The sequence below is a fragment of the Streptomyces sp. NBC_01241 genome, from assembly GCF_041435435.1.
In the GTDB taxonomy this organism is placed as follows: Bacteria; Actinomycetota; Actinomycetes; order Streptomycetales; family Streptomycetaceae; genus Streptomyces.
This window is the reverse complement of record NZ_CP108494.1, coordinates 3843648-3862282: the sequence shown is the minus strand read 5'-3', so window position 1 is coordinate 3862282 and position 18635 is coordinate 3843648. Positions and strand designations below refer to the sequence as shown.

Genomic DNA, 18635 nt, shown 5'->3' with positions numbered 1-18635 from the left:
TCGGGTCGATTCGTGGGCGCGATCATTTACCGAGCCGCCCGTGAAGGTCAATTACATTTACCGCGCACTGTTTTGATCGGCTTCCGCTCCTTACAATCCGTCCACGTCTTGAGCGCTGAGCGTCAAGGAGGACGTATGGCGGAGTTCTTCAACACCCCACTGGCAGGACTGACGCAAGATTCCGCACTTTCCACCCCTTCCAGCCGGCCCGCGTCTCTCGCGGCCGCGGTTCTCACCGATGACAATCGCGTCATCGTGGCCGTCGTCGCGGTCGTTGCCGTTGCCGCACTGGTCGTCGCCCGACTGCTGGTGCGTCAGGTGCTGGCGGCCGGTGAGGGCACCGACCGCATGAAGGAGATTGCGGCAGCCGTCCAGGAAGGCGCGAACGCCTATCTGGCCCGGCAGCTGCGCACCGTCGGCATCTTTGCCGTCGTGGTCTTCTTCTTGCTTCTGCTGCTTCCGGCCGACAACTGGTCGCAGCGCGCGGGCCGTTCGTTGTTCTTCCTGGTGGGTGCGCTTTTCTCGGCGACCACTGGATACATCGGGATGCGGCTCGCCGTACGCAGCAATGTCCGCGTGGCCGCTGCCGCTCGGGAGGCGACTCCCGCGGAGGGCGAACCCGAAAAAGATCTCACCGCCGTTTCGCACAAGGCGATGAAGATCGCTTTTCGCACGGGTGGCGTGGTTGGCATGATCACCGTGGGCCTCGGCCTGCTCGGGGCTTCCTGTGTGGTCCTCGTCTATGCCGCCGATGCTCCGAAGGTGCTGGAGGGCTTCGGTCTCGGTGCCGCGCTGATCGCCATGTTCATGAGGGTCGGCGGCGGCATCTTCACCAAGGCCGCGGACGTCGGAGCCGACCTCGTCGGCAAGGTCGAGCAGGGCATCCCGGAGGACGACCCGCGCAACGCCGCCACCATCGCCGACAACGTGGGCGACAACGTCGGCGACTGCGCGGGCATGGCCGCCGACCTCTTCGAGTCGTACGCCGTGACGCTCGTCGCCGCGCTCATCCTCGGCAAGGCCGCCTTCGGCGACGCCGGACTGGCCTTTCCACTGATCGTTCCGGCGATCGGTGTGGTCACCGCGATGATCGGGATCTTCGCGGTCGCCCCGCGGCGCGCCGACCGCAGCGGAATGACCGCAATCAACCGCGGATTCTTCATCTCCGCGGTGATCTCGCTCGTCCTGGTCGGCGTGGGCGTCTTCGTCTATCTGCCGTCCTCGTACACGGATCTGCGCGGTGTCACCGACAGCACCATCACCTCGCACGGCGGTGACCCGCGGGTCTTCGCCCTGGTCGCCGTCGCCATCGGCATCGTGCTGGCCGCTCTGATCCAGCAGTTGACCGGCTACTTCACCGAGACCGGCCGGCGCCCCGTCAGGGATATCGGCAAGTCATCGCTGACCGGCCCGGCCACCGTCGTACTTGCCGGTATCTCCATCGGTCTGGAGTCCGCTGTCTACACGGCCCTGCTGATCGGCCTGGCCGTCTACGGGGCGTTCCTGCTCGGCGGTACGTCGATCATGCTGGCGCTCTTCGCGGTGGCCCTGGCAGGGACCGGGCTGCTCACCACCGTCGGTGTCATCGTTGCCATGGACACCTTCGGCCCGGTCTCCGACAACGCGCAGGGCATCGCGGAGATGTCCGGCGACGTCACCGGCGCCGGCGCGCAGGTCCTCACCGACCTGGACGCCGTCGGCAACACCACCAAGGCCATCACCAAGGGCATCGCCATCGCCACGGCCGTACTGGCGGCCTCGGCGCTCTTCGGCTCGTACCGCGACGCGATCGCCACGGCCGTCGACAGCGTGGGGGCCAAGGCCGGGGAGATGACCCTCAGCCTGGACATCTCGCAGCCCAACAACCTGGTGGGCCTGATCCTCGGTGCCGCGGTCGTCTTCCTCTTCTCCGGGCTGGCGATCAACGCGGTGTCCCGGTCCGCCGGATCCGTGGTCTACGAGGTGCGACGGCAGTTCAGCGAGCACCCCGGGATCATGGACTACAGCGAGAAGCCGGAGTACGGACGCGTCGTCGACATCTGCACCAAGGACGCCCTGCGCGAGCTCGCCACGCCCGGCCTGCTCGCGGTCCTGGCGCCGATCGCCGTCGGGTTCACACTCGGTGTCGGGGCGTTGGGTTCGTATCTCGCGGGCGCCATCGGCACCGGCACGCTGATGGCGGTCTTCCTCGCCAACTCCGGTGGTGCGTGGGACAACGCCAAGAAGCTCGTCGAGGACGGCCATTACGGCGGCAAGGGCAGTGAGGCCCATGCCGCGACCGTCATCGGTGACACGGTCGGCGACCCGTTCAAGGACACGGCAGGTCCGGCGATCAACCCTCTGCTCAAGGTGATGAACCTGGTCTCGCTGCTCATTGCCCCGGCGGTGGTGCAGTTCAGCTACGGGCAGGACGCGAGCGCCGGCGTGCGGGCGGCGGTCGCGGCGCTGGCCATCGTCGTCATCATCGGCGCCGTCTACGTCTCGAAACGGCGTGGGGTCGCCGTGGGTGACGAGGAGGGCCCCGGTGGCGGGGCCGGTGGCGGGGCCGGTGGCGGAGGCAGGCCCGCCGAGTCGCCCGGAGAGGCGGCGGTTTCGTGAAGCGGTGACGGGAAGAGGGCGGCGAGGGCGGCGAGGGTGGCGGTACGTAGCCGCCCTCGGCCAATGACCGGGCGGTCGACGCACTCTGGTGTGTCGTCCGCCCGCGGTCTCTTCGGCGGCCCGGCGGCGGGGCATCGGCCGGGGTGCCGGGCGGTGCCCCCGTCGGGGGTCCCGTCCGGGTGCTTGCTCGTGCAGGTGTTCACCCGCCCGGAGGGCTCTGGAGAGCCGCGTGGGTGAGTTGTATCTCCCTCATTTCCCTTGGTGCAAATGGCTACAAAAGATCTCTCTTTGGATGCCCGGCACCCGGATGGAGGGCGCCCGACGTGTAAGTTCCGGGGCCGAGAGCCTTGGAAGGGACCGATCCGGTGAACAAGAAGCTTGCGGCCGCGCTGTCCGGCGGTGCGGTACTGGTACTTACGCTGTCGGGCTGCAGCAGCGACGACAACAGCGACAAGGTGAACGACTGGGCCAAGACGGTCTGTGACAAGGTTCAGCCCCAGCTCCAGAAGATCGCGAACGCCAACGCCGCCATCCAGCAGCAGACCGCGGACAACAGCAAGCCCGCCGACGTCCAGAGGACCGACTCGGCCGCATTCCAGCAGATCTCGCAGGCGTACAAGGCTCTGGGTGCGGCTGTCGATTCGGCGGGCGCGCCGCCGGTCGACGGTGGCGAGACCACGCAGAAGGAGGCCGTGAAGGAGCTGAACGCCTCCTCCGCGGCGTACGCGAACCTGGAGAAGAAGGTCGACGCCCTCGACACGAAGGACCAGGCGAAGTTCGCCGACGGCCTCAAGGGCATCGCGGATGAGCTGAACAAGATCAGCAACGGTGGTGACAAGGCCCTGACGAAGCTCCAGTCCGGCGAGGTCGCCACCGCGATGGCGAAGCAGAAGGGCTGTCAGAAGCCGACGGCCTCGGTGGCGCCGAACACCGCCTCCCCGAAGCCGGGCTCCCCGTCGCCGTCCGCCTCGCCCAGCAAGAAGTCGTAACCGAACGGCCGCGGCAGCCGTAGCAGGTGCGGCGGTTGTAGCGACTGCGGCCGTTGTGCGTACGGCCCGGCGGCCCCGGTGGGCGCCGGGCCGCTGCCGTTGTCAGTGGGAGCGGCCACAATGAGGGGGTGAGTACGACCAGCCTCCCCGTGCCCGACCGTTCGCCCCGGCTCCGTGCAGCCCTGCTCGCCGCCGCCTTCACCGCCGACGGGCTCCTCGACCTGCTCGGTGCCCCCGCCTATGCCGCGCTCGCCCGCAGCGAGACGGTCCCGGCACTGCGGGCCACCCGGGGCGCCTCCCCGCTCGACACGCTGGTGCGGCTCTTCCTGCTCCAGCACCCGGTCCCGTACGAGCGGGCGTGCGCCGCGCTCCCCCTGGCCGAGTGCGTCGAGGACGGCTGGGTGACCCACACCGCCGGCGAAGTGCGGGCCACGGTCGACGTGCGGCCGTACGGCGGCCCCGAAGGGCAGGACTGGTACATCGTCTCCGACCTGGGGTGCGCGGTCGGCGGCGCGGGCGGCATCGGCTCACGGGAGGAGGGCGTGGTCCTCGGCGTCGGCGGGGCGTCCACCACGCTCGCGGGCATCACCGTCCGTACACCTGTCGCCTCCGCGCTCGATGTCGGTACGGGCTCCGGCATCCAGGCGCTGCACGCCTCGCAGCACGCCACCCGGGTCACCGCCACCGACCTCAACCCGCGAGCGCTGGACTTCACCCGGCTGACGCTCGCCCTCTCCGGCGTCGCCGCGGCCGATCTGCGTCAGGGCTCCCTGTACGAGCCCGTCGGTACGGAGACGTACGACCTGATCGTCTCCAACCCGCCGTTCGTCATCTCGCCCGGTGCCCGCCTCACCTACCGCGACGGCGGCATGGGCGGCGACGACCTGTGCCGGACCCTGGTGCAGCAGGCGGGCGACCGGTTGAACGAAGGCGGGTACGCCCACTTTCTCGCCAACTGGCAGCACATCGAGGGCGAGGAGTGGCAGACCCGGCTGAGTTCCTGGGTGCCGCACGGCTGTGATGCCTGGATCGTGCAGCGCGAGGTTCAGGACGTCACGCAGTACGCGGAGCTGTGGCTGCGCGACAGCGGCGACCACCGCACGGATCCCACCGAGTACGCCGCGCGGTACGACGCCTGGCTGGACGAGTTCGAGGCCCGCAAGACCAAGGGCGTGGGCTTCGGCTGGATCACCCTGCGGAAGTCCGCCGCTGCTGCCGCCGGGAATCCGTCCGTCGTGATCGAGGAGTGGCCGCACGCGGTGGAGCAGCCGCTCGGACCCGCTGTCCAGGCCCACTTCGTCCGTCAGGACTACCTCCGCGAACAGGATGACGCGGCGCTCCTGGCCGGGCATTTCACCCTCGCCGCCGAGGTCGTGCAGGAACAGGTCGGGCTCCCTGGTGCGGAGGACCCCGAGCATGTGGTGCTCCGTCAGAACCGTGGCATGCGGCGTGCGACGAAGGTCGACGCCGTCGGCGCCGGCTTCGCGGGCGTGTGCGACGGGACGCTGCCCGCGGGCCGGATCCTGGACGCGATCGCCCAGTTGATGAACGAGGACCCGGTGCTGCTGCGCGACCGCACTCCGCAGGCGATCCGGCTACTGGTGGAGGAGGGCTTCCTGGAGCCGGTGCCGTCGACGAGTTGATCGCATCGTTCGAGTTGATCGAGCCGATCACGTTGCCGTGAGCCCGGGCCGGGCGGCTGTCTCCCTCGCTGCCGCAGCCTTGGGCGGGCTCCTACACCGGGCTCCGTCACCGGGCTCCTACACCGGGCTCCGTCACCGGGCTCCGTTCCGGTTCGAGCGCGTACCGCCGTACGCAAGGAACCGGCTCGCCATCAGCGCCTTCGCGTTCACCGTCTCCGATCCGTCACGGAGGCCGCGGATTCCGGTTGGCTCACCGGGCGGTGTCGTCCCCCCCGGCCCCGGGCCCCGAACTTGCGGGGTGTGTGATTCCGGCCATTCACCCGGGGTTCGCGTCCACGACGTCCTGGGGTGACAGCCTCCCCCGGACCGGACCGGACCGGACCGGCATGGGCCCCGGCCGGGCAGAAATGGGAGGCGTACGGACATGGAGAGCGGACCTGCGGTCTTCGCCGGAACGGCGTTCGCGCTGTTCGGCGCCGCACTGCTGCTGTGGACGGGGGCGCGCGTGCTGCACCGTGCGCCGGTGGCGCACGGAGTGAGCCCCATCGCTTCCGCCGCTCTCGCCACTGTGTTCGGCGTACTTTTTCTCGTCCTCGGTGTGTGGTGCTTCACCCGCATCTGATCCGCGTCCCACCGGATCCGGCCCCCAGGGTCTCGGCAGCCATGGCGGGGAGGCGGAGAACGCGCCCGGGGCGCCCGGGTGCCCGACGCCGAAAGTCCCGCTCCGCCGTGCCGCCGCAGCACTCGGAAACCCGCAGGCGGCGACCGTGCCCACAGGGGAGCGAGCGGTCCGGGCGGCAGGAATGGCGGAAGTCGGGTTACCGTTCGAGTGGCCGTTGCGGGCTTTTGCCGTTTGACACGGGGGCGGGTTGTACCGTCACACTCCGCAGCGACAGCACCGTCGGCAGCGTCATCGCGCTGCCCGGATGCCCACTGAGTGTCGACCGGAGAGAAGAGCGAAGTTGTCCCCGACCAGCGAGACCGCACAGGGCGGCCGCCGACTCGTCATCGTCGAGTCGCCTGCCAAGGCGAAGACGATCAAGGGCTATCTCGGCCCCGGATACGTCGTCGAGGCGAGCGTCGGGCACATCCGCGACCTGCCGAACGGCGCCGCAGAGGTCCCCGACGAGTACACCGGCGAGGTCCGTCGGCTCGGCGTCGATGTCGAGCATGACTTCCAGCCCATCTATGTCGTCAACGCGGACAAGAAGGCGCAGGTCAGGAAGCTCAAGCAGCTGCTGGCCGAGTCCGATGAACTCTTCCTCGCCACCGATGAGGACCGCGAGGGCGAAGCCATCGCGTGGCACTTGCAGGAAGTTTTGAAGCCCAAGGTCCCGGTCCACCGGATGGTCTTCCACGAGATCACCAAGGAAGCGATCCGGGCCGCCGTCGCCAACCCGCGCGAGCTCAACCAGCGCATGGTCGACGCCCAGGAGACCCGCCGCATCCTCGACCGCCTCTACGGCTACGAGGTCTCGCCGGTCCTGTGGAAGAAGGTCATGCCGCGCCTGTCGGCCGGCCGGGTCCAGTCCGTGGCGACCCGTCTCGTCGTCGAGCGGGAGCGCGAGCGCATCGCCTTCCGTTCCGCCGAGTACTGGGACCTGACCGGCGCCTTCGCCACCGGCCGCACCGGTGACGCCTCCGACCCGTCGACCCTCGCCGCCCGCCTCAGCGCGGTCGACGGCCGTAGGGTGGCCCAGGGCCGTGACTTCGGTCCGGACGGCCGGCTGAAGTCCGGCTCCGGTCAGACGCTGCACCTGGACGAGACGAACGCCCGAGCCCTGGCCGCCGCGCTCGCCGATGCCACGTTCGCCGTACGGTCCGTCGAGTCGAAGCCGTACCGCCGCTCCCCGTACGCCCCGTTCCGGACGACGACCCTCCAGCAGGAGGCGAGCCGGAAGCTGGGCTTCGGGGCCAAGGCCACCATGCAGGTCGCGCAGAAGCTGTACGAGAACGGCTTCATCACCTATATGCGTACCGACTCCACGACCCTCTCGGACACCGCGATCTCCGCGGCCCGGGCGCAGGTCACGCAGCTGTACGGCGCCGACTACCTGCCGGACAAGCCGCGCACGTACGCCGGGAAGGTCAAGAACGCGCAGGAGGCGCACGAGGCGATCCGCCCCTCCGGCGACCGCTTCCGCACCCCTGCCGAGACCGGCCTCACCGGCGACCAGTTCCGGCTCTACGAGCTGATCTGGAAGCGGACCGTCGCCTCCCAGATGAAGGACGCGGTCGGTAACTCCGTCACCGTCAAGATCAGCGGCCGGGCGAGCGACGGCCGGGACGCCGAGTTCTCCGCGTCCGGCAAGACGATCACCTTCCACGGCTTCATGAAGGCGTACGTCGAAGGCGCCGACGACCCGAACGCCGAGCTCGACGACCGCGAGCGGCGCCTCCCGCAGGTCGCCGAGGGCGACGCGCTGTCCGCCGAGGAGATCTCGGTCGACGGCCACGCCACCAAGCCGCCGGCCCGCTACACCGAGGCCTCGCTGGTCAAGGAGCTCGAAGAGCGCGAGATCGGCCGCCCGTCGACGTACGCCTCGATCATCGGCACGATCCTGGACCGCGGCTACGTCTTCAAGAAGGGCACGGCCCTGGTGCCGTCGTTCCTCTCCTTCGCCGTGGTCAACCTGCTGGAGAAGCACTTCGGCCGGCTCGTCGACTACGACTTCACCGCGAAGATGGAGGACGATCTCGACCGCATCGCGCGGGGCGAGGCCCAGGCCGTGCCGTGGCTGAAGCGCTTCTACTTCGGCGCGGGCGGCGACGACACGGCCGGAGCGGGCGCGGCCTCCGACGCGGGCAATGGCGACGGCGACCACCTCGGCGGTCTGAAGGAGCTCGTCACCGACCTCGGCGCGATCGACGCGCGGGAGATCTCCTCGTTCCCCGTCGGCAATGACATCAAGCTCCGCGTCGGCCGGTACGGCCCGTACATCGAGCGCGGTGAGAAGGACTCAGAGGGCCACCAGCGCGCGGACGTGCCGGAGGACCTGGCGCCCGACGAGCTGTCCGTCGAGTACGCGGAGGAGCTGCTGGCCAAGCCGAGTGGCGACTTCGAGCTCGGTGCGGACCCGATCACCGGGCACCAGATCATCGCCAAGGACGGGCGTTACGGCCCGTACGTCACCGAGGTGCTGCCCGAGGGCACCCCGAAGACCGGCAAGAACGCGGTGAAGCCGCGGACGGCCTCGCTCTTCAAGTCGATGTCGCCGGACACGGTGACGCTGGCCGACGCGCTCAGGCTGATGTCGCTGCCGCGGGTCGTCGGCGAGGACGCCGAGGGCGTCGAGATCACCGCGCAGAACGGCCGCTACGGTCCGTACCTGAAGAAGGGCACGGACTCGCGGTCGCTGACCTCCGAGGATCAGCTCTTCGACATCACCCTTGAAGAAGCCCTCGCGATCTACGCCCAGCCCAAGCAGCGCGGCCGCGCCGCCGCGAAGCCGCCGCTGAAGGAACTGGGCACGGACCCGGTGAGCGGGGCTCCGGTCGTGGTCAAGGACGGGCGGTTCGGTGCGTACGTAACCGACGGCGAGACCAACGCGACGCTGCGGACCGGCGACAGCGTCGAGACCATCACGCCGGAGCGCGGCTACGAGCTGCTCGCCGAGAAGCGCGCCAAGGCGCCCGCCAAGAAGACGGCGAAGAAGGCCCCGGCCAAGAAGGCGACCGCGAAGAAGACAGCGACCAAGAAGACGGCCGCGGCCAAGAAGACGACCGCGGCCAAGAAGACCGCCGCGAAGACGACCACCGCGAAGAAGACGGCCGCCAAGAAGGCGACGGCGGCGAAGAAGACGGCTGCGACGTCGTCCGTGGAGGACTGAGCGGTACGCGTCGAGTACGCCGGAGGGGGCTGGGTGTTCCAGCCCCCTCCGGCGTTTGCGCGGGTTCAGGCGGGGGTGGGCGCGCTGGGTCGGACGGGTGCGGCGGGTGGGTGGCGCCTGCGGCGGGTCTGTTTCCTACCCTGTAACCGGGGCTCTGCCCCGGATCCCGCTCCTCAAGCGCCGGAGGGGCTGGAAATGCCGGGGGCGCCGGGCGGGGCCGGAAGCACCGGAACCGGCCGGGCGCCCATATGTTCGGGCTGGGCCTCCGGGGACCCCTCCGCTCCGGATAGGCTGGGCGGATGACGCGAGCCGAGCAGCCAACGGTCGTGAGCCCCACCTCCGACACACTTGCCGCAGACTCACGCGAGCGCGCCGTACGGGCCCTGTTGCGTGTTCCCCCGCTGAAGCGGTTGTGGAGCGCCCAGCTCGTCGGAAGTATCGGCGATGCACTCGCCCTTCTCGTGCTGGTGCTGATGTCGCTGCAAGCGGCGGTCCTTGAGGGCTCATTCGGAGCTGGATACCGAGGGGCGGCGTTTGCCGTCGCCGCGGTGTTCGGTGCCCGGATCCTTGCCACCCTGCTCTTCGGAGCCGTACTCCTGGGGCCGCTGACGACGCTCACCGCGCCCGGAGGACCGCTGGACCGGCGGTGGCTGATGATCGGGACGGACGGGCTGCGGCTCGCGCTGCTGGTCGTCGCACCGCTGTGGATCGACTGGATGCCCGACAAGGCACTCATGATGATCCTTATCACCGTCTTCGTCGTCGGCGCCGCCGAACGCCTGTGGACCGTCGCCAAGGACGGCGCAGCCCCCGCGCTGCTGCCTGCCCCGCCCCCCGAGGGCGCTGCGGTACGCCCGCTGCCCGACCATCTCGACGCACTGCGCCGGCTCTCCGTCCGTACCGACTTCGCCGCCATTCCGGCCGCCGCGGCCGTCCTGCTGATCGCCACGCTCGTCGGCGCTCTGCTGGGCTCGGGCCTGGAGTGGTTCTCGCTCCACCAGGCGGCCCTCGGTTCGTACATCGCGGCCGGGCTCTTCTCGGCCTCGATCTCCACCCTGTACTTCCTGGAACTGCCCGGTACGCAGACGCCCCGCCCGCGCTCGCCGCTGGAGGGCCTGCGCCGGCCGTCGGCCGGCAGCGGACCCGACAAGGGCCGCACCGGAGCCGTGCCGCTGATCGTCGGCGCCTCGGCCATCGTCGCCGGAGCCATCGCCGCCGCTGCCGCCGTCGCCGTACTGCACGCCGCCGAACTGGGTGGCGGGCCCGCCACCTTCGCCCTGCTGATCCTCGCTCTGACCGGCGCCACGGGTGTCGGCATCCGTACCGCGGGGAAGGTGCTGCCCGCGCTGTCGCGGCGCCGGCTGCTCGCGCTGGCCATCGCCGTCACGGGCATCGGGCTCCTCGCCCTGGGCCTCGTGCCGGACACGGCGACCGTGCTCATGATCGCGGTGCTCACCGGATACGCGGCAGGTGTCGCTGCCGGCACCGGTCATGTCCTGGTGGACCAGGAGACCGAGGAGTTCCGCCGGGCCAGGACCACGGAACACCTCCAGGCCGTCGTACGGGTGCTCATCGCGCTCGGCGCGCTCGCGGGTCCGCTGCTGGCCGCCGCGATCGGCACCCACCGGCTGACCTCGGGTGACTTCGTCTTCGACCACGGCGGAGCGGCCTTCGCCCTGATGCTGATCGGCGCGCTGCTGCTGCCCGTCGCCGTGATCGTCCTCGCGAAGACGGACGACCGCTCCGGCGTGCCGCTGCGCCGCGATCTGCGCGAGGCGCTGCGCGGCGGCGACCCGGCCGTCGCGCCCGCCGCGACCGGTTTCTTCCTCGCCCTGGAGGGCGGCGACGGCGCCGGCAAGTCCACCCAGGTCGAGGCGCTCGCCGAGTGGATCCGTGCCAAGGGCCACGAGGTCGTCGTCACCCGTGAGCCGGGCGCCACCCCGGTCGGCAAGCGGCTGCGTTCGATCCTGCTCGACGTGTCGTCGGCCGGGCTCTCCAACCGGGCCGAGGCACTGCTGTACGCGGCCGACCGCGCCGAGCACGTCGACTCGCTCGTCCGTCCGGCGCTGGAGCGCGGCGCGGTCGTCATCTCCGACCGCTACATCGACTCGTCCGTCGCCTACCAGGGCGCGGGCCGTGATCTCTCCCCGACCGAGATCGCCCGGATCTCGCGGTGGGCGACGAGCGGACTCGTACCGCATCTGACGGTGCTGCTGGATGTCGCCCCGGAGACCGCGCGAGAACGGTTCACCGAGGCGCCCGACCGGCTGGAGTCCGAGCCGCCCGAGTTCCACACCCGGGTGCGGTTCGGCTTCCTGACGCTGGCCGCGGCCGACCCGACCCGCTACCTGGTGGTCGACGCGGGCCAGGATCCGGAAGCGATCACCACGGTCGTACGCCACCGGCTCGACCAGCTCCTTCCGCTCTCCGAGGCCGAGATCAAGGCCCAGGAGGAGGCGCGCAAGGCCGCCGAGGAGGAGGCCAGGCGCAAGGCCGAGGAAGAGGCGGCCCGCAAGGCCGAGGAGGAGCGGCTGGAGCGCGAGCGGCAGGCACAGCTCGCCAAGCTCCGTGCCGAGGAGGAGGAACGCAAGCGCCGCGAGCTGGAGGAAGCACGCCGGCGCGAGGCCGAGCGGCAGGCGGAGGAGGCCCGGCAGCGCGCCGAGGAAGCCCGTCGTCTGGCCGAGGAGGAGCGGGTCAGGCGGGAGGCCGAGGAAGCGGCCCACGAGGCCGAGCAGGCCCGGCTGCGCCGGCAGGCCGAGGAGGAGGCCCGGCTGCGCAAGGAGGCCGAGGCGCGGCGGCTGGAGAAGCAGCGCAAGGCCGAGGAGGCGCTGTTGCGGGCCGAGGAGGCGCGTCGGCGGGCCGAGGCCGAGGCGGCTGCCGCGGCGGAGTCGGCCCGGGCGGAGGAAGCCGCGTCGGCGTCCGTGCCGGACAACGAGATCACGGTGCCGACTCCGATCGTCAACCCGAACGAGGTGACGCAGCCGGTGCCGTCGCCGGTCACCCCGTCCTCGCCCGGATCCGCGCCGTCCGACGAGGCCGAGACGGCGATGATTCCGAAGATCCACGACCGTTCGGGCCGTACCGAGCGCCCTGGTGCGGACGAGACGGCGGTTCTTCCTCCGGTACGGGACGTGCACGACGCCCGGGAGACGAATCCGGCGGACCGGGTTCCGCGGGGCATCTTCCGTGACGAGCGCCCGGCGGAGCCCGCTCAGGAGAACGAGAACGAGCGCACCCGCGAACTTCCGCAGATCGGCGACCCGCACACGGCGGCCCCGCGGCCGGTCCGGGACCAGCGGGAGCGTCCGGAACGCCAGGAACAGGAGGAGCGCCGGGGCCGGCGGCCTCGCCCCGACTGGGCCGAGGAGACTCCGCTGGACGATCTGCCGACGCTGGCGGACGAGCTGCTGGGCGACCACCGTGACGACGAGGGCTCGGGCTCCTCGGGCCGGGGGCGCCGCCCGCGCCGCTGATCCGGGTGCGGCTGCCGGGCGGGCCCGCCCGGCAGCCGTGCCGAACTCCCGCCGTCCCGCCGTGTTGCCGGGATTGTCAGACCCGTCCCTCACAATGGGAAGCCGGATCGACGAGCAGCGACATCACAGCCACGCGACCGCATCGCACGACAGCCGCGCGGCGCACACCACCGGAAGGGCGGTGACCCATGACCGTATGGGACGACCTGGTCGGCCAGGACCGGGTGCAGAAGCAGCTCGGTGCCGCCGCCCGGGACGCCGATGCGCTGGTCACCGCCATCTCCACGGGGGAGCCGGTGCCTCCGGGGTCGAAGATGACCCATGCCTGGCTGTTCACCGGTCCGCCGGGCTCCGGCTGTTCCACCGCGGCCCGCGCCTTCGCCGCCGCCCTCCAGTGCACCAGCCCCGACCGGGCCCTGGGCGGCGCACCGGGCTGCGGTTTCTGCGACGGCTGCCACACCAGCCTCATCGGTACCCACGCCGACGTCGAGGTGGTCCGTACCGATCTGCTCTCCATCGGTGTGAAGGAGACCCGCGAGCTGGTCCGCCGCGCCCAGCTCTCCCCGGCTGTCGGCCGCTGGCAGGTCATCGTCCTGGAGGACGCCGACCGGCTCACCGAAGGCGCGGGGAACGTCCTGCTGAAGGCGGTCGAGGAGCCCGCGCCGCGCACGGTGTGGCTGCTCTGCGCGCCCTCGCTCGAAGACGTGCTGCCCACCATCCGTTCCCGTTGTCGTCACCTCACCCTGCGCACGCCGCCGGTGGACGCGGTGGCCGACGTCCTGATCCGGCGCGACGGCATCGATCCGGAGCGGGCCGCGTCCGCCGCCCGTGCCACCCAGGGCCACATCGGCAGGGCCCGCCGCCTCGCCACCGACGAGGCAGCCCGTTCCCGTCGTGCCGCCGTGCTCAAGCTGCCGCTCCGCGTCGAGGACATCGGCGGCTGTCTCAAGGCCGCGCAGGAGCTGATCGACACCGCCACCGACGATGCCAAGCAGGTCTCGGAGGAGGTCGATGCCAAGGAGACGGAGGAGATGAAGGCGGCGCTCGGTGCCGCCGCGGGTGGGCGGATGCCGCGCGGTACGGCCGGGGTGATGAAGGAGCTGGAGGACAGACAGAAGCGCCGCAAGACCCGTACCCAGCGCGACAGCCTCGACCTCGCGCTCACCGACCTGACCGGCTTCTACCGCGACGTACTGGCGATCCAGCTGGGCTCGCGCATCGCCATCGCCAACGGGGACACGCAGGACGCCCTCGACCGCATCGCCCGCTCCTCCACACCCGAGCGCACTCTGCGCCGGATAGAGGCGGTGATCGCCTGCCGCCGGGCGCTGGACCGCAACGTGGCCCCGCTGCTCGCGGTGGAGGCGATGACGATGGCGCTGCGCGCGGGCTGAGGCCGGGCACCGCCGCCGTTCGTCCTCACTCGTCAACGCGCGTCGCCATGTATCGTCATGCATCCGTATGTGTTATTTTGTGTCACTTTCTGTCATATTTTTCACCCGTATGAGCGGGAAATCGGGTGAGTCGTCGCGCGGCGACTACGCTCCGGGGATGGACACCAGGCGCCCGCTCCGCATCCTCGCCACCGCGCTCGGCGCTGCCGGCCTCCTCATCTCCGGCTGCAGCGGCGGCAGTTCCACGAGCGCGTCGCCGTCCGTCCCGTCCGCCGCATCCGTCCCCACCGCGCTCAAGCCGTACTACGCGCAGCAGTTGGACTGGCGGGACTGCGGCGTCGAGGGGTTCCAGTGCGCGACGATGAAGGCGCCCCTGGACTACACGCAGCCGGACGGCAGTGACATCAAGCTGGCCGTCTCCCGTGCGAAGGCCACCGGACCCGGCAAGCGGATCGGCTCCCTCCTGGTGAATCCGGGCGGCCCCGGTGGTTCGGCCATCGGCTATCTCCAGAGTTACGCGGCCGTCGGCTACCCCGCCCAGGTCCGGGCCCGCTACGACATGGTCGCCATCGACCCGCGCGGAGTGGGCCGCAGTGAGCCCGTCGAGTGCCTCACCGGTCCGCAGATGGACGCCTACACCCAGGTCGACCAGACACCCGACGACGCCGGCGAGGTCGCCAGACTGAGCGGCGCCTACAAGGAGTTCGCCGGCGGCTGCGCGCGCCACTCCGGCGAGATCCTGCCGCATGTCTCCACCGTCGAGACGGCACGGGACATGGACATGCTGCGCGCCCTGCTCGGTGACGAGAAACTGCACTACGTCGGCGCTTCGTACGGCACCTACCTCGGCGCGACGTACGCCGAGCTCTTTCCCGCCCGGGTCGGCCGCCTGGTCCTGGACGGGGCGATGGACCCGTCGCTCCCCGCCGTCGAAGTGAACCGTGACCAGACCGCGGGCTTCGAGACCGCGTTCCAGTCCTTCGCCGCCGACTGCCTCAAAAAGGCGGACTGCCCGCTCGGTACCGCCTCCACCGCCGACGCGGCCACCCGCCTGAAGCAGCTCTTCGCCCAACTCGACGCCCGGCCGATCCCCACCGGCGACTCCCGTCGGCTCACGGAATCCCTCGCCACGACGGGAGTCATCGCCGCGATGTACGACGAGTCGGCCTGGCCCCAGCTCCGCGAGGCCCTCACCGGCGCGGAGAAGGGTGACGGCTCCGGCCTGCTCTCCCTGTCGGACAGCTACTACGAACGCGAACCGAACGGCACGTACGCGAACCTGATGTCCGCCAATGCCGCCGTGAACTGCCTGGACCTGCCGCCCGCCTTCGCCGACGCCGATGCCGCCGCCCGGGCGCTTCCACGCTTCGAGAAGGCGTCCCCGGTCTTCGGTAGGACCTTCACCTGGGCCGCCCTGAACTGCGCCCACTGGCCGGTCCGGCCCACCGGCACCCCCCACCGCATCGAGGCGAAGGGCGCGGACCCGATCGTCGTGGTCGGCACCACCCGCGACCCCGCCACCCCGTACAAGTGGGCCGAGTCCCTGGCCGGCCAGCTCTCCTCCGGCACCCTCCTCACCTACCGCGGCGACGGCCACACGGCCTACGGCCGCGGCAGCGACTGCATCGACACGGCGATCAACACCTACCTCCTGGACGGCACCCCGCCGAGCGAGGGCAAGCAGTGCTCCTGATCCCGCCCGGCTCTGCCGCTGACTTGCCACTGGACTGCCACTGACCTGCGAAAACGGTCCGGAACCGGGCTGGTGCGGAGCACCCCCGGAAACTGTGTAGACTTGGCGACGCTGCTGATCGCACCATGGTGCGACAGGGTGTGCCGCCTTAGCTCAGTTGGCCAGAGCAACGCACTCGTAATGCGTAGGTCTCGGGTTCGAATCCCGAAGGCGGCTCGGATTAACCCCAGGACTCACTCGCCGTGACCTGGGGTTTTTCTCTTTTATTCACCTTGGAATTCGGGCAAATCGGGCACCTGTGGTCTGCACATCGTAATGCGTAGGCCAGAGGTGTCGCTTCTGTGGTGGGAATCCAGTTTTGTGTCTCTGAACTGGTCTTTTGTGTCTCCAGGTGGCTGACTCCGCCTCGTATCGCGGGTCCCCGGTGGACAGGCGGGGGACAGCCGGGCAGCGGGGGTGCAGTCCTGCTCAGATTCCGACGGGAACGGCTGGCTCTCTGGCTCATGACGGCAGCACTGGCCGTGGTCTGCCGCTCTCGTGGGTATCGGACAAGAATTCGGACGTGGTACGGGTACCTCCTTGCGGGCATTACCCCTCTGACGGACCAGGCATTCGCCGGCAGGGAACCTCGGAACCGGGGATGGGTAACGAAACGCGGCCGAGGACCCATGTGGGAGTCGTGGAGGCCGGTTTCGTGCCTCTCACGCGCCGGCGTCCCGCAGCCGCCGCGCGATGTCGATGTCCCGTTGCAGGGCGCTGAACCGGGGCGGCTCCCGACTCGCGTCGAGCACGACGACGTGCAGCCGGTCCCCAGCCTGGGGCGGGGCGGTGCTCTCGTCCCACCAGGAGGGGTGCTTCACCTGGTCGATGAATCCGATCTCTCCGTCGACGTCGACCTCGGCTCCTACCGGGGCGACCGCGACCACGGTCACATCGAGTTCCTGATGAGCATGGAACGTCATTTCGGTCCTCCGTATATGGACACCCAACTGCGGCCCTGGGTCAGTTCGTTGAAGCGGTCCAGCTTTCCCACGGGACTTTCGAACTCTAGGCGTGCCGCCCCGTTGGGGCCGCTGAAGTCGTGAATCTTCGTATGCTGGCCGAACTCCTCAAGGAGCGACGGATGCGTCTCGTACTTCACCATGCCCTTGGCGAAGTTCACGCCAGGGGGCCCGGCGTACTCAGCGGCGACGGCCCGTTCACCGAAGTAGATCTTTCCGCCGGAGAGGGTGCCTCCGCCGATATCCACGCCGGGCTGATGGTTGGCGGGATTCGGACCGTGGGCGAGCTCGTATTCCGCGTGCGCCCCCTTCGGAGTCCGGCTCAACGACGGCCTGGCCGGCGGCGAGCACCCTTACGCCAACAACCAGAGGCTGTTGATCGCGCCGGGTCAGCCTCTACCGTGAGCACAGCGCCTCCGCGCGCTGCACGGCCCTCCCGGCGCTCGCCCAAGAGATACCGGGAGGACCTTTCACATACCCTTCGTGGGCAAGGTGTCGCCCCAAATCTGCACCTCTTCGTCGGCAGGCACGCTTACCGATCACGTCGGTGTCAAGCTGCGCAAACTGCCGCACTCGTAGGCATTTTCAGGGACGTCTACTGAGATTCATCGAGTGATGTCGCTCGCCCCAATCCCTGAAGGCCGGTGATGTCGGAGTCCTCGGTGGCTTCACTCGAAGATCATCAGCAACCGTTCAACCGCCCGGTCAGAGGGTTACCGAGTCACCAGGGGATTACGGCCAGGGCTTCCACCTCCAGCATGAGCTCCGGCCGGTACAGGGCGGTGACCTGTACTGCGGTACTGGCCGGCGCACGCGCGGTGTCGATGTACGCGTCGCGGGCGGCCCGCACCTCCGGCAGTATGGCGACGTCGGTTACGTAGAAGGTGAATTTCGCGACCTCCGCGAACGTAGCGCCGCCTGCCGCCAGACAGCGCCGCAGGTTCTCGAAGACCTGACGGGCCTGGGCGGCGGCGTCGTTCTCGCCGACCACATTTCCCTGTTCGTCCAGTGCGACCTGCCCGGAGATGAAAACCAGTCGGCCTTCGCCCACAACCACATGGCTGTAGCCGTTTCCCGGGGCGACTCCGTCGGGCGGGATGTGGGTGAGCATGGTCTCTTCTGACTCATCCGACACAGGTTTCCTCCTCGAACGGCAGTTAACGAGGCAACGGTATAGGGCACCAACTACTGCCTTGTCGCCGCCTGTTGAGCCGGCGGCCGCAGCTTGTGCCGCGCCTTGGCTACCTGCACCGGCGGAAGATGAGAGGTGATCTTCGAGTGAAGCCGCCTGTGACTCAGGCATCGCCGCAGCTCAGGAGTTGTGGCGAGCGACATCGCGCGACGAATCTCAGTAACATCCCGCACCACCTTCCTCACCGACCAAGAAGCAGCCTCTACAACGTCCGGCACGTCTTCACCACCACACCCGGACAGCCCTGGTGGTCCATCCCCGTCCGCCCCGGAGAACCGCGCCTACGAGTTCGACCGCACCGCCGACGCACCCGTCCCCGGCAGCGGCCGCCCCTACCCGCACCCCGTCCTGCCCCGAGAGATCGCCGCCACCGAGGCCGAACGGTGCGGCCCGTACCGCGACGCCTTCGGCTCTGTGGACCGGCTGCGGACTGCGCGGCCGGGTCCAGCGCCGCTGCACCGGCGACGACCCGGCCCGCTCCTGCGAATCGGTCCGCGCCCCGTGGATGCGGCGCATCCGGGGGTGGTCGGCGAGCAGGTGGTCCTCCAACTCGTCGAAGCCTGCGATCGGCTCGTCAGCCCTGACCAGTTCTCCGGCCGGAAAGTACTGCGTGTCCCACTTGCGAAATCTCACTGTCAGCCCGCCTACGGGCCCTCCTCGATCCTGTTGGGGGATCAGGACCTCACTCTCGCCTGCTCCGGGCAGGCTCTGCCAGATCCCTTCGCTCGGATGGATCACGGCAGGGTAGACAGGCCCACCCTCGGCGAAGTACTTCGCGACCTCCGGGTCCGTCGTGAACGACATCACCGACTGGCGGCCCGT

General features: G+C 69.9%; 12 protein-coding genes and 1 tRNA gene. 9 read left to right on the top strand and 4 right to left on the bottom strand.

Annotated features, from left to right (window positions below):
- Positions 1-135 precede the first annotated feature (135 nt).
- The 9 genes from OG306_RS17070 to OG306_RS17030 all read left to right on the top strand — a co-directional run bounded on the left by OG306_RS17070 (position 136) and on the right by OG306_RS17030 (position 15836).
- A complete protein-coding gene (locus OG306_RS17070) occupies positions 136-2598 on the top strand; it encodes a sodium-translocating pyrophosphatase (RefSeq protein WP_266747021.1) in 2463 nt (820 codons plus the stop codon).
- 365 nt (positions 2599-2963) lie between these two features.
- Complete coding sequence (locus tag OG306_RS17065; protein WP_266747020.1) at positions 2964-3587, top strand: small secreted protein; 624 nt, start codon at positions 2964-2966, stop codon at positions 3585-3587.
- A 128-nt stretch (positions 3588-3715) separates the two neighbouring features.
- The gene (locus tag OG306_RS17060) at positions 3716-5230 is read left to right on the top strand and encodes a N5-glutamine methyltransferase family protein (RefSeq protein WP_266747019.1); all 1515 of its coding nucleotides are present in this window, start codon (positions 3716-3718) and stop codon (positions 5228-5230) included.
- Between the two features lie 424 nt (positions 5231-5654).
- Positions 5655-5852: a hypothetical protein gene (locus OG306_RS17055; protein ID WP_266747018.1), complete on the top strand. Its 198-nt coding sequence runs from the start codon at positions 5655-5657 to the stop codon at positions 5850-5852.
- Positions 5853-6192: 340 nt separating this feature from the next.
- On the top strand, positions 6193-9060 hold the full coding sequence (gene topA, locus OG306_RS17050) for a type I DNA topoisomerase (RefSeq protein ID WP_266747017.1): 2868 nt from the start codon (positions 6193-6195) through the stop codon (positions 9058-9060).
- A gap of 299 nt (positions 9061-9359) precedes the next feature.
- Positions 9360-12533: a dTMP kinase gene (gene tmk, locus OG306_RS17045; protein WP_266747016.1), complete on the top strand. Its 3174-nt coding sequence runs from the start codon at positions 9360-9362 to the stop codon at positions 12531-12533.
- Positions 12534-12721: 188 nt separating this feature from the next.
- Positions 12722-13927, top strand: a complete 1206-nt coding sequence (locus OG306_RS17040; protein WP_266747015.1) for a DNA polymerase III subunit delta' — start codon at positions 12722-12724, stop codon at positions 13925-13927.
- Positions 13928-14084: 157 nt separating this feature from the next.
- Positions 14085-15620: an alpha/beta hydrolase gene (locus OG306_RS17035; protein ID WP_266747014.1), complete on the top strand. Its 1536-nt coding sequence runs from the start codon at positions 14085-14087 to the stop codon at positions 15618-15620.
- A gap of 142 nt (positions 15621-15762) precedes the next feature.
- Positions 15763-15836: transfer RNA gene (locus tag OG306_RS17030), tRNA-Thr, on the top strand.
- A gap of 485 nt (positions 15837-16321) precedes the next feature.
- Here OG306_RS17030 and OG306_RS17025 read toward each other — a convergent pair.
- The 4 genes from OG306_RS17025 to OG306_RS17010 form a co-directional block, all read right to left on the bottom strand.
- Entirely contained in the window at positions 16322-16582 is a 261-nt protein-coding gene (locus OG306_RS17025; protein ID WP_266747013.1) for a hypothetical protein, read from the bottom strand.
- Positions 16579-16869 (bottom strand): hypothetical protein, encoded by a 291-nt coding sequence (locus OG306_RS17020; RefSeq protein ID WP_266747012.1) that lies wholly within the window; start codon positions 16867-16869, stop codon positions 16579-16581. Before OG306_RS17020 ends, OG306_RS17025 begins: the two co-directional genes overlap by 4 nt.
- A gap of 473 nt (positions 16870-17342) precedes the next feature.
- The gene (locus tag OG306_RS17015) at positions 17343-17732 is read right to left on the bottom strand and encodes a RidA family protein (protein WP_266752247.1); all 390 of its coding nucleotides are present in this window, start codon (positions 17730-17732) and stop codon (positions 17343-17345) included.
- 303 nt (positions 17733-18035) lie between these two features.
- Positions 18036-18446, bottom strand: a complete 411-nt coding sequence (locus OG306_RS17010; protein ID WP_266747011.1) for a hypothetical protein — start codon at positions 18444-18446, stop codon at positions 18036-18038.
- Positions 18447-18635 lie beyond the last annotated feature (189 nt).